Annotated in this window: 12 protein-coding genes; 6 read left to right on the top strand and 6 right to left on the bottom strand. The window is 71.2% G+C overall.

Annotation, left to right across the window (positions count from 1 at the left end; translation table 11 throughout):
- Window positions 1-90: 90 nt before the first annotated feature.
- Window positions 91-453: a hypothetical protein gene (locus ACIBTX_RS16935; protein WP_357133022.1), complete on the bottom strand. Its 363-nt coding sequence runs from the start codon at window positions 451-453 to the stop codon at window positions 91-93.
- A 168-nt stretch (window positions 454-621) separates the two neighbouring features.
- On the opposite strand from ACIBTX_RS16935, the gene ACIBTX_RS16930 reads away from it, so the two are divergent.
- The gene (locus ACIBTX_RS16930) at window positions 622-3,423 is read left to right on the top strand and encodes a M14 family zinc carboxypeptidase (protein ID WP_396832692.1); all 2,802 of its coding nucleotides are present in this window, start codon (window positions 622-624) and stop codon (window positions 3,421-3,423) included.
- Between the two features lie 53 nt (window positions 3,424-3,476).
- On the opposite strand, the gene ACIBTX_RS16925 is transcribed toward ACIBTX_RS16930, so the two are convergent.
- Window positions 3,477-4,277 carry an SAM-dependent methyltransferase gene (locus ACIBTX_RS16925; protein WP_396832691.1) on the bottom strand — a complete coding sequence of 267 codons (801 nt, stop codon included), beginning with the start codon at window positions 4,275-4,277 and terminating at the stop codon, window positions 3,477-3,479.
- 283 nt (window positions 4,278-4,560) lie between these two features.
- Between ACIBTX_RS16925 and ACIBTX_RS16920 the strand changes: the two genes are divergently transcribed.
- Genes ACIBTX_RS16920 through ACIBTX_RS16905 form a run of 4 tightly spaced genes read left to right on the top strand, consistent with a single transcriptional unit; the run spans window position 4,561 to window position 7,973 of the window.
- Complete coding sequence (locus ACIBTX_RS16920; RefSeq protein WP_396832690.1) at window positions 4,561-5,475, top strand: ABC transporter ATP-binding protein; 915 nt, start codon at window positions 4,561-4,563, stop codon at window positions 5,473-5,475.
- A 1-nt stretch (window position 5,476) separates the two neighbouring features.
- Window positions 5,477-6,208, top strand: coding sequence for an ABC transporter permease (locus ACIBTX_RS16915; protein WP_396832689.1), 732 nt, complete (start codon window positions 5,477-5,479; stop codon window positions 6,206-6,208).
- Window positions 6,205-7,371: a sensor histidine kinase gene (locus ACIBTX_RS16910; protein WP_396832688.1), complete on the top strand. Its 1,167-nt coding sequence runs from the start codon at window positions 6,205-6,207 to the stop codon at window positions 7,369-7,371. Before ACIBTX_RS16915 ends, ACIBTX_RS16910 begins: the two co-directional genes overlap by 4 nt.
- Entirely contained in the window at window positions 7,368-7,973 is a 606-nt protein-coding gene (locus ACIBTX_RS16905; RefSeq protein WP_396832687.1) for a response regulator transcription factor, read from the top strand. Before ACIBTX_RS16910 ends, ACIBTX_RS16905 begins: the two co-directional genes overlap by 4 nt.
- 43 nt (window positions 7,974-8,016) lie before the next feature.
- Here the strand turns inward: ACIBTX_RS16905 and ACIBTX_RS16900 are convergent, their stop codons facing one another.
- The 4 genes from ACIBTX_RS16900 to ACIBTX_RS16885 all read right to left on the bottom strand — a co-directional run bounded on the left by ACIBTX_RS16900 (window position 8,017) and on the right by ACIBTX_RS16885 (window position 12,270).
- The gene (locus tag ACIBTX_RS16900) at window positions 8,017-8,997 is read right to left on the bottom strand and encodes a LacI family DNA-binding transcriptional regulator (protein WP_396832715.1); all 981 of its coding nucleotides are present in this window, start codon (window positions 8,995-8,997) and stop codon (window positions 8,017-8,019) included.
- A gap of 90 nt (window positions 8,998-9,087) precedes the next feature.
- Entirely contained in the window at window positions 9,088-9,927 is an 840-nt protein-coding gene (locus tag ACIBTX_RS16895) for a carbohydrate ABC transporter permease (RefSeq protein WP_357133006.1), read from the bottom strand.
- Window positions 9,924-10,922, bottom strand: coding sequence for a carbohydrate ABC transporter permease (locus ACIBTX_RS16890; protein WP_396832686.1), 999 nt, complete (start codon window positions 10,920-10,922; stop codon window positions 9,924-9,926). Before ACIBTX_RS16890 ends, ACIBTX_RS16895 begins: the two co-directional genes overlap by 4 nt.
- Before the next feature lie 52 nt (window positions 10,923-10,974).
- Window positions 10,975-12,270, bottom strand: coding sequence for an extracellular solute-binding protein (locus ACIBTX_RS16885; RefSeq protein ID WP_357133002.1), 1,296 nt, complete (start codon window positions 12,268-12,270; stop codon window positions 10,975-10,977).
- A 253-nt stretch (window positions 12,271-12,523) separates the two neighbouring features.
- On the opposite strand from ACIBTX_RS16885, the gene ACIBTX_RS16880 reads away from it, so the two are divergent.
- Entirely contained in the window at window positions 12,524-14,149 is a 1,626-nt protein-coding gene (locus ACIBTX_RS16880) for a glycoside hydrolase family 43 protein (RefSeq protein ID WP_357133000.1), read from the top strand.
- The last annotated feature ends 13 nt before the right edge of the window (window positions 14,150-14,162 follow it).

The following is a 14,162-nucleotide window of genomic DNA, read 5'->3' as shown; positions in this document are numbered from 1 at the left end:
CCCCGCGCGGCTCCCTTGATCACTTGATGACCAGCAGTTTCCAGCACCGGTTCCCGAACTGCTCCGCATCAAGTGATCAGGGGGTCGGCCCTACTCCGGCGCCACCGCGCGCACCGCGGCCTCGATGAGCGCCGTCACCTGGTCCATGTCCCGCGCCCGGCGGACGTCCAACTCGGCCGACGATCCGCCGGGTAGAACGAGGTGCACCGTCACGTCCTCGCGGCGGTGGGTCAACCAACTGGCGACCGCCTGGACCAGCACCATGACCGTGCCGGCGTTGCCGATCGCCACCCGCAGCACGTCCGTGCCGTCCGTTGACGTCTCATCGGTCGGCGGTGTCGTGGTCACCCCGTCGCGCAGCCGGTCGTCGGCGCGCAGCCAGGACGCGAGCGAGCGCTGGACATCGACAGACGGACGATCCGGACGAACCGCGATGGTGATCGTCTCCGGCACGTTCTGCCTCCTCCAGGACGACGCTGAGTCACACCACCATCCTGCCAGCCGGTCCCCGACCCGGCATCCCACGCACTCACCGAAGTCGATCAGGCCTTGACCGTCGTGTCGGCCCGTCCATAGGCTCCGGCCACTGCGAGGCTTTCCCCCAAGAAGGGAACCCGAGACATGGCCCCATCGTCGCGTCCGTTCTGGACGGTCCCTCCGAGGCGGTTGGCGGGTGCCGCCGCGATCACGCTCCTGCTCGGCACGACTCCCCTGCTCGGCGGCACCGCACCGGCGAGCGCCGCCCCACCGTCGACGTGCAGCAGCGACCCGACCGCCCGGCTGGGTACCGTCCCGACCCCGGAGGCGACGCTCGGCTTCCCCCTCGGCCTGGGCCAGGAACGGGTCGTGACCAACGACGAGGTCCGTACCTACCTGAGGGCCGTCGACCGCGCCTCCGAGCGGGTCGTCACCGGAGTGCTGGCGGCCAGCGTCCTCGGGCAGCCCCTGCCGTACGCGGTGGTGTCCAACGAGCGCAACGTGCGCCCGTCCGCGCTGCGCAAGATCGCCGACGACGTACGCGACCTGCGTGATCCCCGCCGGACGAGCGCGCGGACGGCCGCCCGTACGGCGAAGGACAGCCCGGCCATCGTCTGGATCACCGCGAACGTGCACGGCGGCGAGAAGAGCGGCACCGACGCGGCCCTCAAGACCCTGTACGAGCTGGCCGCCGGCCTGTCCTGCGAGGTCGCCCGGCGCAACGACAACCTGGTCACCGTCATCGTGCCGACGCAGAACCCGGACGGCCGCAACGCGACCCGGCGGCAGAACGAGTTCGGCTTCGACCTGAACCGGGACTGGTTCTCCCGCACCCAGCAGGAGACCGACGGCAAGCTCGAACTGCTGCGCCGCTATCCGCCGCAGGTGTACGTGGACGCGCACGAGATGGGCGGCCGGCAGTACTTCTTCCCGCCCAACGCCGACCCGATCCACCACGAGATCGCCGGTGAGGCCGTGGACTGGATCAACCGGATCGGCGAGGCCAACAAGGCCGGCTTCGGTTACAACGGCGCCTGCGACGACACCGTCACCACCGAGTGCTACTTCAACTACGACACGTACGACATGTTCTTCATGGGCTACGGCGACACCGTGCCGACCACCGGTTTCGGGGCGGCCGGCATGACGTACGAGAAGGGCAGCGCCTCGGCCGTCGCCGACCGGGTGCAGCAGCAGTTCCACACCCAGTGGTCGACGCTCGGCTGGGCCGCCGCCAACAAGCGTGCGGTGTTGGACGGCTACTTCGACATCTGGACCGACGCGCTGGCCCAGGGCCGGGCGGGCACCCTCGAACCGAACGAGGTGGTGCAGCCCACCAACGAGGTCCAGTTCCCGGTGCCCGACGTGACGATCCGCTCGTACTTCCTGTTGCCCGACCGGCAGCTCGCCGACGTCCGCCGGCTCGTCGAGCGGCTGCGCCGAATGGACGTCGAGGTGTACGAGGTGCAGAAGCCCACCCGGGTGCCCACCGCCCGCGTCTTCGGGGGCCGCAGCGCCACAAACGTCACGGTGCCCAAGGGCGCGTACTGGATCCCGATGGACCAGCCGCAGAAGCACTGGATCCAGGCCATCATGGGCGAGGACCCGTACGTCCCGTTCCCGTACTTCTACGACGTGTCGTCCTGGAGCAACCCGCTGCTGATGGGTGTCTCCACCATCTACACGGGCGACAACGTCCGGCCGAAGGCCCAGTTGGTGCGGGGCATCACCGGCGGCCGGAGCGGGCTGGCGTGGCCGTGGGGCTCCTACACGTACCCGCTGGACTCCGCCGCCGCCGCCGAACTCACCTTCACCCTGCTCGGCCGGGGCATGCCGCTGACCCGTGACCTGGCGACCAACACCGTCGCCGTCCCGGCGAGCAGGGTGAGCCGTACGGTCGACGACCTGGCGAAGGCCGCCGGGGTCACCCTCGCACCGGGCGGACGCCCCACCGGCACCCCACTCGCCCTGCCCGACGTCGGGCTGTTCCAGGGCACCGGCGTCTCCACCACGTCCGGCTCGCACGGCGAGGCCCGCTACGTGCTCGGCAAGCGGTGGGGACTCGACCTGAAGCCGGTCACCACGGCCGACATCAACGACAACACCGAGGCGTTCACCGGACGTACCGTGCTGCTGGTCCCCGACGGCAGCAGCCCCACCGGCGGTCTGACCGCCGCCGGCCAGGCCAACCTGCGCGACTGGATCGCCCAGGGCCACACCTACCTCGGGCTGCGCAACGAGGGCACCCGGCTGGCCCGCGCCGCCGGCCTCACCTCCACCACCGAAAAGACCAGACCGGTCGACTACCTGGTGATCGGCTCACACCTGCGGGTCGACGTCGACACCGACAACCCGGTCGCCCTGGGCCGTCCGGCCGAGGACTTCGAGTTCAACAACAGCGACCCGATCCTCACCCCGAGCAGCACCGGGACGAACGTGCTCAGCTACCCGAGCGGAGACACGTTCTGGGCCAACGGCTACACCGTCGGCGCGGACATCCTCAAGGGCACGGCCGCCGTTGTCGACGAACCCACCGGCGCCGGTCGGGCGGTGCTGTTCGCGTTCAACCCGCTCTTTCGGGCGTACAACGAAAATGGTCTGCACCTGGTGGCGAACGCGCTGCTCTACCCGCCGGGCGCGCCCGACGCCCGACGCACGCCGGGCGGGGACGCGGCGCGCGCCAGCGCCGCCGCCGCGCCGGTCGCGGCGGACCTGGGCGGCGGCTGGCGGCCGATCACCATCGAGGTCGCGGCGGCCGACCTGTCCCGCGCGCGGGCCGTCGTCGAACGCTTCACCACCGACGCGCGCACGACCGCGAAGGACACCTCGGCGTACGTCGTGATCCCCAACCCGCGGGGCCTCCAGGCCGACGAACACCCCTTCACGAACGATCTGGTACGCGCGCTGCGCGCCGCCGGAGTGCCACTGCGGTCGGTGGTCGCCTGACCGGTTCGCGGCACCGGCCAAGCGCCCGCCCCGGCTGATGTCGGGGCGGGCGCTTACGGTTTGCGGGCCACGCCGCTGTAGCCGGTACGGGCGACCTGCGCGTCGACGGTGGCCGGCGGCTCGGGGTACGGCCACATGTTGACCAGGCCGGGCGGCTCGAGGACGAAGTCGCCGAAGAACCCGCTGACGTCGACGTGGCTGCGGGGCACGAACGGGGTGTTCGCGCGGGCATAGATCGCCGAGATGCGGGCCATCAGGTCGGGGTGCACGTCGGTGCTGGCGTGGGACAGCGCGAGGTAGCTGCCGGGGGCGAGCGCGTCGCGGTAGGCCGCCACGATGCGCTGCGGGGCCTGCTCGTCGGGCACGAGGTGCAGCACGAACATCATGAGGACCGCGACCGGGCTGTCGAAGTCGATGGCGGCGGCGACCTCCGGGTGGCCGAGCACCTCGGCGGGTCGACCCAGGTCGGCCTGCACCACCGACACCGTCGCCGCGTCGGCGAGCAGGGCACGCCCGTGGGCGCAGACCACGGGGTCGTTGTCGACGTAGACGACGCGTACGGCCGGGTCGATGCGGTGGGCGATCTCGTGCACGTTGTCCCGGGTCGGCAGCCCCGAACCGAGATCCAGGATCTGCCGCACGCCCTTCTCCTCGACGAGGTGGCGGACCGTACGGGCGATCAGGTCGCGGCCCTGCCGAGCCGCCTCGGGCATCCACGGCGCGACCTGCAACACCATCTCGGCGGCGGCCCGGTCGGCGGCGAAGTTGTCCTTGCCGCCGAGGTAGTAGTCGAACATGCGCGCCGCGTTCGGTCTGTCGGTCTGGAGGTTCACTCCGGGCTCCGACTGCGTCATGGTCGACCACCTCTCCCCCCGCGGAGCCCGCAGCATAGCGTCCACAATGGTTGGCCGGCTCCCCGGCCGTACCCTGATGAGCTTGATGCCGGTGAGTCATCTAGATGACTCACCGGCATCAGGCTCACCGACAGGTGGCCTCGGCCGCTCGTGTCGAACGTCAGTCGCCCAGGCCCGGCTGGCCCGGTGAGCACGCACCGGTTCGCGCCCGGGACAAATGTCCTGGCCGACCGCGTACCGGTGACTCTGCCCGCGCCCCGCGCGCCTGAATAGCGTGACAGGCATGGATGACACAGCCGTACGCCTCGACGGCCTCACCCGGCGGTTCGGTCCCGTCCGAGCTGTCGACGGGCTCGACCTGACCATCGCGCGGGGCAGCACGGTCGCCCTGCTCGGGCCCAACGGCGCCGGCAAGTCCACCACGATCTCGATCATGCTGGGTCTGGACCGACCGGACAGCGGCACCGCCACCGTGTTCGGTCGGCCGCCGGCCGAGGCGGTCCGGGCGGGACAGGTGGGCGCGATGCTCCAGGACGCCGGCTGGGCGTCCAGCGCGACCGTCCGCGAGGTCGTCGACCTGGCTCGGGCGCTCTACCCGCGAACGATGGCCACCGACCAGGTGCTGGCGCTGGCCGGGCTGACCGAGCGTGCCGGCCGCCGCCTCGACAAACTCTCCGGCGGCGAGGCGCAGCGCGCCCGGTTCGCGTTCGCGCTGGCCGGCGACCCGGACCTGCTGGTCCTCGACGAACCCACCGCCGCGCTGGACGTTGCCGCCCGGCAGGCGTTCTGGGCGGCCATCGACCGGTACACCACCGACGGGCACACCGTCCTGTTCAGCACCCACCACCTGCACGAGGCGGACGAGTTCGCCGACCGGGTCGTGGTACTCGCCGCGGGGCGGGTCGTGGCCGACGGGCCGCCCGCCCAGATCCGCGCGCTGGCCGGCGGCCGTACCGTCTCCTTCGACCTCGACGGCGGTCCGGTCGACGGCCTCGACGCGCTTCCCGGGGTCCGGTCGGTGCAGGTCCGGGGCGGCCGGGTCGCGCTCACCACCGACGACGCCGACGCCACCGTCCTCGCCCTGGCCGGCACGCGTGGCTTCCAGGGCCTGGAGGTCACCACCGCCGCCCTGGACGCCGCCTTCCTCGCCCTCACCGCGACACCGACGACCCGCACCGCGACACCGACGGAGCACTGACATGCGCGCGTACCTGCGATTCGAACTGCGCCGACTGGCCCGCGACCCACGGCTGCTGCTGTTCACCGTCCTCGCGCCGGTGGTCACGTACCTCATCTTCTCCGGGGTTGGTCCGGACGGCGACCGGGTGGAGGGCGTCGACGCGGCGGTGGCCCTCATGGTCGGCCTGGCCGGCTACGGCGCGGTGGCGGGCGTGCTCTCGGTCGGGTCCGCGGTCTCGCAGGAGCGGGCGTCGGGCTGGCTGCGCCAGCTCCGCGTCACCCCGCTGCCCGCCTGGCGGGCGGTGACCGCGAAGGCCCTCGTCTGCACGCTCAGCGGGGTGCCGTCGGCGGTCGCCGTCGGCTGCGCCGGACGCCTCGCGCACCACGTCGAGCTGGGGGCCGCGCGGTGGGTCGCGCTGCTGCTGCTGATGTGGGTCGGCACGGTGCCGTTCGCGCTGCTCGGGCTCGCCATCGGGTACGGCCTCAGCCCGCAGCTCGCCCAGCCGGTCAACTTCCTCGCCTTCCTCGGCCTGTCGGTGCTGGGCGGCCTGCTGGTGCCCGTCGCCTACTTCCCCGCCGTGCTGCGTCACCTGGCACACGCCCTGCCGACGTACCGGTTCGCGGAACTCGGCTGGCGCTCGGCCGCCGGGCTGACGCCCACCCCGTCGGGACTCGCCGTGCTCGCCGGGTGGACGGTGGCGTTCACGGCCCTGGCGGCGTGGGCGTACCGGCGGTCCACCATTCACCGGTGACCCCCGATACGGTGTCCACCATGTCGTCCGGTACGGCTGCTCCCCGCCGGAGGCGGCAAGGGTTCGTGCTCGTCGCCGCGCACACTCTCTGGCTCTGGCTGCTGCTGACGCCCGCCGCCGCGATCGCACACGGGCAGGTGCGCCCCGCCCTGCCGGCGGCGGTGGGGCTGGTCGTCTTCGCGCTGCTCTACCTCGCCCTGGTGGCCGTACCCGTGGCCGACCTGACCGTCCGACCGGCCGTGCACCACGGCGGGCTCGTGGTGTTCGCGCTGCTCGCGGTCGGGCTCGCCGCCGCGTACGCCGGCGGGCCGGAGGGCTGGCTGGTCCTGTTCCTGTACGTCGCCACGGCCGGCGCGGTCGCCTTCGTACGTCCGGCCTGGGGGTTCGGGTGGGTCGGCGGATCGGTCGCCGCCATCGTGGTCATCGGTGCGGCGCATCGGCTGCCGGCCACCGAGACCGCCCAGATGGCGCTGATCACCGTGCTCGGGGGCACGCTGACGTTGGCGTTCGCCCGCACGGCCCGGCTGGTGGAGGAGCTGCGGCGTACCCAACGGGAGCTGGCCCGCACGGCGGTGGAGCAGGAGCGGCTGCGTTTCGCGCGGGACCTGCACGACCTGCTGGGCCATACGCTGTCGCTGGTGGTGGTCAAGGCGGAGGTGGTGCGCCGGCTCGCCCCGACCGATCCGCGGCGGGTCGTCGCCGAGGCGACGGACATCGAGCGGATCGGTCGTACGGCGCTCGCCGAGGTGCGCGAGGCGGTCACCGGCTACCGGGAACGCAGCTTCGCCCGGGAACTCGACGGCGTCCGTACGGTCCTGGCCGACGTCGGGATCACCGTCAGCGTCAGGGGCGCTGACCGGCAGCTCGGGGTGGAGGCCGACGACGCGTTCGGTTGGGTGCTGCGGGAAGGGGTGACGAACGTCGTGCGGCACAGCCGGGCGTCGCGGTGCGACATCGAGGTCACCGCCGACACCGACGAGGCGGTGCTGACCATCCGCGACGACGGGGTGGGTGGCCGGCCGCGGTACGGCAACGGCCTGCGTGGCCTCACCGAACGGTTGGCGCAGGCCGGCGGGACGCTGCACGTCGGCCCGGCGCGCGACGGCGGCCTGCTGCTCACCGCCCGACTCCCCCACGCCCCCACCGGACGGTGGGCGTCGTGATCCGGCTCCTGCTCGCCGAGGACCAGGGCATGATGCGCGGCGCGCTGGCCCTGCTGTTGAACCTCGAACCCGACATCGAGGTCGTGGCCGAGGCCGCGACCGGGGCGCAGGCCACGCGCGAGGCTCTTCGGGTACGCCCCGACGTGGCGCTGCTGGACATCGAGATGCCCGACGGCAGTGGCCTCGACACGGCCGCCGCGCTGCGCGACCAGTTACCGTCCTGCCGGGTGCTGATCCTGACCACCTTCGGCCGCCCCGGCTACCTGCGCCGGGCCATGGAGGCCGGCGCCCACGGCTTCCTGGTCAAGGACGGGCCGGTGCAGGAGCTGGCGGTGGCCGTCCGACGGGTGCTGGCCGGCGAGCGGGTGATCGACCCGACGCTGGCCGCCGCCGCCCTCGCGGCCGGCCCGAACCCGCTCACCGACCGGGAGCGCGAGGTGCTGGTCGCCGCCGTGGACGGCGCCACGGTCGCCGACATGGCCGCCGCGCTGCACCTGTCCGAGAGCACCGTGCGCAACTACCTGTCCGCGGCCATCGGCAAGACCGCCACCCGCAACCGCATCGAGGCGGCCCGCACCGCGCGCGCCAACGGCTGGCTCTGAGGCGGCACGGCCCGCGCGGTCCGCTCCGCACGGACCGGCCGGGTCAGCGCGGTGGGCGGGCGCTGTCGCGCACGACGAGTTCGGTGGCGAGTTCGATGCGCGGGCTCTCGGTCTTCTCGCCTCCGGCGAGCCGCAGTACCGTCCGGGCCGCCAGCATGCCCATCTCCGCGAGGGGTTGGCGGACGGTGGTCAGCGGTGGGGAGCACCAGCGGACCTCGGGCAGGTCGTCGAAGCCGATCACGCTGATGTCGTCGGGCACCCGCAGGCCACGTTTGCGGACCGCCTCGTAGACGCCGAGGGCCATCTGGTCGCTGGAGGCGAAGATGGCGGTGGGTGGGTCGGGCAGGGCCAGGAGCTGCGTACCCGAGGTGAAGCCGGACTCGTGGTAGAAGTTGCCGGGCCGGATGAGGGCGTCGTCGACGGCGATGCCGGCGGCCCCCAGAGCCGCGCGGTAGCCGTCCATCCGGGCTCGGCTGCACATCAGGTGCGGCGGCCCGGCGATGAAGCCGATACGGCGGTGACCGAGGCCGATCAGATACTGGTTGGCGCTCAGGCTGCCCGCCCAGTTGGTCGCGCCGATGGTGGGTGACTCCTGCGGGTCGACGCCAGCGGGGTCGATGATGACCACGGGAAGGTGCAGCCGGCGCAGCTCCGCCTGAAGTGGTGGGTTCACCATCGAGGTCACGAAGATGACGCCCTCGGTGGATCGGGTACGCATGTTGTCGAGCCACTGCTTGGCCGAGGAGATGCGCCAGTGGATGGCGGAGACGACGGTGCCGACGCCGCTGGCGCGGGCGACGTCCTCCACCCCGCGGATGATCTCCACCGCCCACGGGCTGTCCAGGTCGTTGAAGACCAGGTCGATCAGCGCGGCCTCGGTGCGCCTGGCCTGGGTGCGTCGGCGGTAGCCGTGCTGGTTGAGCAGGGCCTCGACGCGCTCCCGGGTATCGGGAGCGACGTCGGTGCGACCGTTGATGACCCGCGAGACCGTGGGCACGGAGACACCGGCCAGTCGCGCGATCATCGCGATGGTGACGTTTCGGCCGTTGTCGGAGCCCACGGTCCGCTCCTTCGTGTGGCGGGGCGTTTCAGGTCGGTCGGTGATCCGGTGTCGTCACCCCTTGACGCTGCCGGTGAGGCCGCCGATCAGTTGACGTTCGGCCACGGCGTAGAAGCCCAGCGCGGGAAGCATGGACAGCACGACGTAGGCGAGCACCCGGGCGGTGTCGTCGGCGTACTGCCCCTGGAACGCCTGGACCCCGACGGGCAGGGTCCACCAGCTCTGATCGCTGAAGACGACCAGCGGGAGCATGAAGTTGTTCCAGCTGGTGACGACGGCCAGGACCGAGACGGTGGCCAACGCGGGGCGGGCCATCGGCAGCAGGACCCGCCAGAAGAACCCGAAGGAGCTACAGCCGTCGAGGACGGCGGCCTCCTCCACCTCGGCGGGGATGGTCCGGAAGAACTGACGCAGGATGATGATGGTGATCGGCAGCCCGAAGGCGGCCTGGGGAAGGATGACGCCGAGCGGGTTGTCCAGCAGGCCGATGGAGCGCAGCAGGACGAACAGCGGCAGGATCGCCACCGCGAACGGGAACATCAGGCCGATCGCGAACAGGGTCACCAGGAACTCGCGGCCCCGGAAGGCGTACCGGGCGAAGACGAACGCGGCCATCGCCGCCGCGGCGACCACGATGAACGTGCTGCTGATGGCGATGAGCAGGCTGTTGCCGAGCTGCCGCCAGAACACGCCGGAGGCGAACAGATCGGTGTAGTTCGACGGCACCCAGGGGTCGGGCAGGCCCAGCGGGTTGGTCGACAGCTGGCCGTTGTCCTTGAAACCACCGATCACACCGAACCAGACCGGCACGACGATGAGCGCGCCGACGCCGATGCAGACGAGGTGCAGCACGATGCTGCGGGTCCGCTGGGCGCCACTGGTCTTGGCGGTCATCGCTGGCCTCCCTGGTTGGTGATCGCGCCCGCGGTGTCCCGACGCAGGACGACGCGCTGGTAGAACAGGGCGAAGACGAGGCTCAGCAGGAACATGACCATGCTGATCGCGCTGGCGTAGCCGACCTCGAACCGACGGAAACCGAACTGGTACATGGTGACGGCCATGGTCTCCGAGGAGTGGATCGGACCGCCGCCGGTGAGCACCCAGACCATGTCGAACAATTGGATGGTGCCGATGACCGACAGGAAGATGCTGATCCGGATCGTCGGCCCGAGCAGCGGCAGAGTGACGTGGCGGAAGGCCTGCCACGCGGTGGCGCCGTCGGTGACCGCGGCCTCGGACAGCTCCTTCGGGATGCCCTGCCGGGCCGCCAGGAAGAGCATCATGTAGAGGCCGAAGTACTTCCAGGACACCACCAGGAAGACGGCGTACAGCACGGTGGACGGGTCGGCGAAGACCGCGCCCGCCTCCGCGCCGAGGAACTTCGAGACCGACTCGCCCAGACCCCGGTTGGGCGAGAACACCAGGGTGAACAGGACCGCCGTGGTGACCTCGGAGAGCACGTACGGCGCGAAGAAGATCAGCCGGTAGGCGGCTCGGCCGCGCAGCGGCTGGTTGAGCAGCATCGCCAGGGCCAGCGCGGCGGGCAGCTGCACGGTCAGCGACAGCAGCACCAGCACGAGGCCGCGCCACAGGTCGCCGCGGAAGGTCGGGTCACCGAAGGCGCGGGTGTAGTTGTCCAGCCCGATGAAGTTCTCCGGCAGCCCGAAGCCGTTCCACTTGTAGAGACTGGCGTAGGCGGCCACCAGGATGGGCGTGATGACCAGCAGCAGGAACAGGGTCAGGGCGGGCGTCAGGAAGACGGCAAGGACGCCACCCCGCCCCGGCCGGGGCTGGCGGCCGCGCCGTCGCGCGGTGCCCGGCCCCGGTGCCGGCGGATCTGTCGCCGTGTCGCCGCGTCCTGGGTACGACACGGTCGATGGCCTGGTCATGCCTGCTCCACTCGGTTTCTATCGCCGGCTACGGATGGGTACGGGGTCACGATCAGACGGTCTTCGCCACCTGCGTGATGTCCTTGAGGATCGCGGCGGGCGCCTTCTTGCCCGCGATGATCTCGGCGACGCTGTCGTTGATCTGCTGCCCGAGCGCGGGCGCGTACGCCTGGTCGAGGTAGAGCTGGAAGCCGGTGTTCTTGGCCAGCGTCTCCGCGACGACCTTGTTGTTCGGGTCGCTGATGGCGTCGGTGGCGTCCTTGACCGTGGGCAGAACCGCGCCGGTCTTCGCGGACCGGCGCTGGTTGTCGACGCTGAGCAGGAACTTCAGGAAGTCGATGGTGGCGGGCGGGGCGTCCTTGCCGACGGCGAAGCCGTTGCCGCCGCCGAACACCTCGGTGGCGGTGCCCTTGCCGCCATCGACGGCGGGGAACGGGAAGAAGCCGAGCTTGTCGCCGATGCCCTTCTTGCTGGTCGAGCTGGATGCCTGTACCGCCGGCGCCCACTGACCCATCAGCTCCATGGCCGCGCCGCCGTTGCCCATGGTGGCGGCCTGCCCGTCCGGGGAGCCGTACTCGGCGCCGAGGAAGCCCTTCTGGAAGGGTTGCAGGTCGACGAGCTCCTTGAGCCGCTCACCCGCGGCGGTCAGGTCGGGGGTGTCGAAGTTCTTGTCGTCGACGGCCTTCTGCAGCGCGCCGACGCCGCCGATGCGCATCGCCAGGTACGACCAGTAGAAGTGGGCTGGCCACTTGTCCTTGCCGGCGATGGCGACCGGGGTGATGCCGGCGGTCTTGAGCTTGCGGACCGCGTCGAGCAGGGCGGTCCAGGTGGTGGGGGGCTCGGTGATGCCGGCGCGGGTGAAGAGGTCCTTGTTGTACCAGAACCCGACCATGCCGATGTCGAACGGGATGCCGTAGATCTTCCCGTCGATCGTGTACGGCCCCATGGCGGCCGGCAGGATGCCGCTGACCAGGTCCTTCACGTCGTCGGTGAGGTCCTTGACCAGACCCGCGTCGACCTGCTGCTTGAGCACGCCGCCGCCCCACGACTGGAAGAGGTCCGGCGGGTCGCCGGCCTGCGTGGCGGTGGTGAGCTTGGCCTTGAACGCCTCGTTCTCCAGCGGCTGGATGGTGAACGTGACGTTGCTGTGCGCGGTCTTGTACTCGTTGGCCATCGCGGCCCAGACCGGCAGCATCGGCTCGGTGTTCTGGATGTGCCACCAGTTGATCGTCTGCGCCGCGTTCGGGTCGCTGGACTTGTCGTCGCCGCTACAGGCGCTGAGCAGGTAGGCGCCGGCGCCGGCGCCGGCGATGCCGAGCAGCGATCGGCGGGAAAGGTGCGCTGTCATGATCCATCCCTTCGGGGACTCACGGTGTGCTCGGACGCCGGCCGAGCCGGCAAGGGTTCGAACCTGGATCTCCGGAACTTTCATTGCTTCGTCGGTATTACCGATCGATGGCCGGGACGCTACGAGCAGTTCCCCCAGCGGTCAAGACCCCTGTCCTATCGCGATAAGACCGGCTACCGTACGAGGGGCTTCCAGTGATCTGGTCCCGCAAGTTTCCGGAAGTTTCACAGCCGCACCGCACAGAGGAGCCCCCGTGTCGACCGACACCGCTGACGTGGCGACCGCTGCCTGGTCGATCCGCAACCCCGTCCTCGCCGGGTTCCACCCGGATCCGTCGATCCTGCGCGTCGGCGATGACTTCTACCTGGCCACCTCGACCTTCGAGTGGTATCCCGGGGTACGCGTGCACCACTCGCGCGACCTCGTGAACTGGCGCCCACTGGGTGGGATCATCACCGACCGCCGCCTGCTGGATCTGCGCGGCTGCGGCGACTCCAACGGGGTGTGGGCGCCCGACCTGACGTACCACGACGGGCAGTTCCACCTCGTCTACAGTGACGTGGCCAGCTTCGCCAGCGGTTACTGGGATCCGCAGAACTTCCTGATCACCGCGCCCGACATCGCCGGGCCCTGGTCCGACCCGGTGAAGCTGCACGGGCGTGGCTTCGATGCCGCCCTGTTCCACGACGACGACGGCACCAGCTGGCTGCTGAGCATGAGCGCGGACTGGCGTCCGGGCCGGGACCGCTTCGGCGGCATCGAGATCCAGCAGTACGACCGGGCGGCGCGGCGCCTCGTCGGCCGACCCCGCATCCTGTTCACCGGCACACCGGTCGGGGTGACCGAGGGGCCGCACCTGTACCGCCACGACGGCTGGTACTGGCTGATCACCGCCGAGGGCGGCACGAGCTGGGAGCACCAGGTCACCGTGGCGCGCTCGCGGGAGTTGTTCGGCCCGTACGAGGTGGACCCGGACGGGCCACTGCTCACCTCGGTGGGCCGCCCCGACCTGCGCCTGCAGAAGGCCGGGCACGGCAGTCTGGTCCAGACCCCCGACGGTGGGTGGTACCTGGCCCACCTGGTCGGTCGCCCCTACTCACCCCTGGGCAACTGTGTGCTCGGGCGGGAGACCGCGATCCAGCGGGTCGAGTGGCCGGACGGTGGCTGGCCCCGCATCCCCGGAGGGGTCCCGGCCGAGGAGGTCGTCGCTCCGGACCTGTCTCCGCACCCGTGGCCCGAGGAGCCCGCCACCGACGGCTTCGACGCCGCCGAGCTGGAATCCTGCTGGTCGACGCTGCGCCGGCCGGCCACCCCGGACTGGGTCGACCTGCGCTCCCGTCCCTCGCACCTGCGCGTGCACGGTGGACAGTCGCCGGTGGGTCGCCAGGCGCCGAGCCTGGTCGCGCGACGGGTCGGGGCGACGCACTGCTCGCTGGAGACGGTCGTCGAGTTCGACCCGATCGACCACCGGCAGCTCGCCGGGATCACCGCGTACTACAACACCCTGAACTGGCACCACCTCTACCTGACCCGTGCCGACGACGGCCGTACGGTGTTGGAGCTGCTCAGCTCCGACAACGGCCGGCGCACCCCGTACCCGGAGCTGACCGTCGACGCCAGTGGTGTCACCCGGGTCGGTCTGCGGGCGGTGTTCGACGGGCCGGTGGTCCGCTTCGACTACGACCTCGGGGCCGGGTGGCAGCGTCTGCCCGTCGACCTGGACGCGACCATCCTGTCCGACGAGCACGCCGCGTTGATCATCGACGGGGAGCCGGCGGCGTGGGGCTTCACCGGCGCCTTCGTCGGGTTGTGGGTGCAGGATCTCGGCGGTGACGGGGTGTACGCCGACTTCGACCACGCCACCTACCGGGAGCACTGACCTGGCGAGGCGC

The sequence above is a fragment of the Micromonospora sp. NPDC049359 genome, from assembly GCF_044466585.1.
GTDB lineage: Bacteria > Actinomycetota > Actinomycetes > Mycobacteriales > Micromonosporaceae > Micromonospora.
The sequence above is the reverse complement of the archived record's forward strand: the minus strand, read 5'-3'. Positions and strand labels throughout refer to the sequence as shown.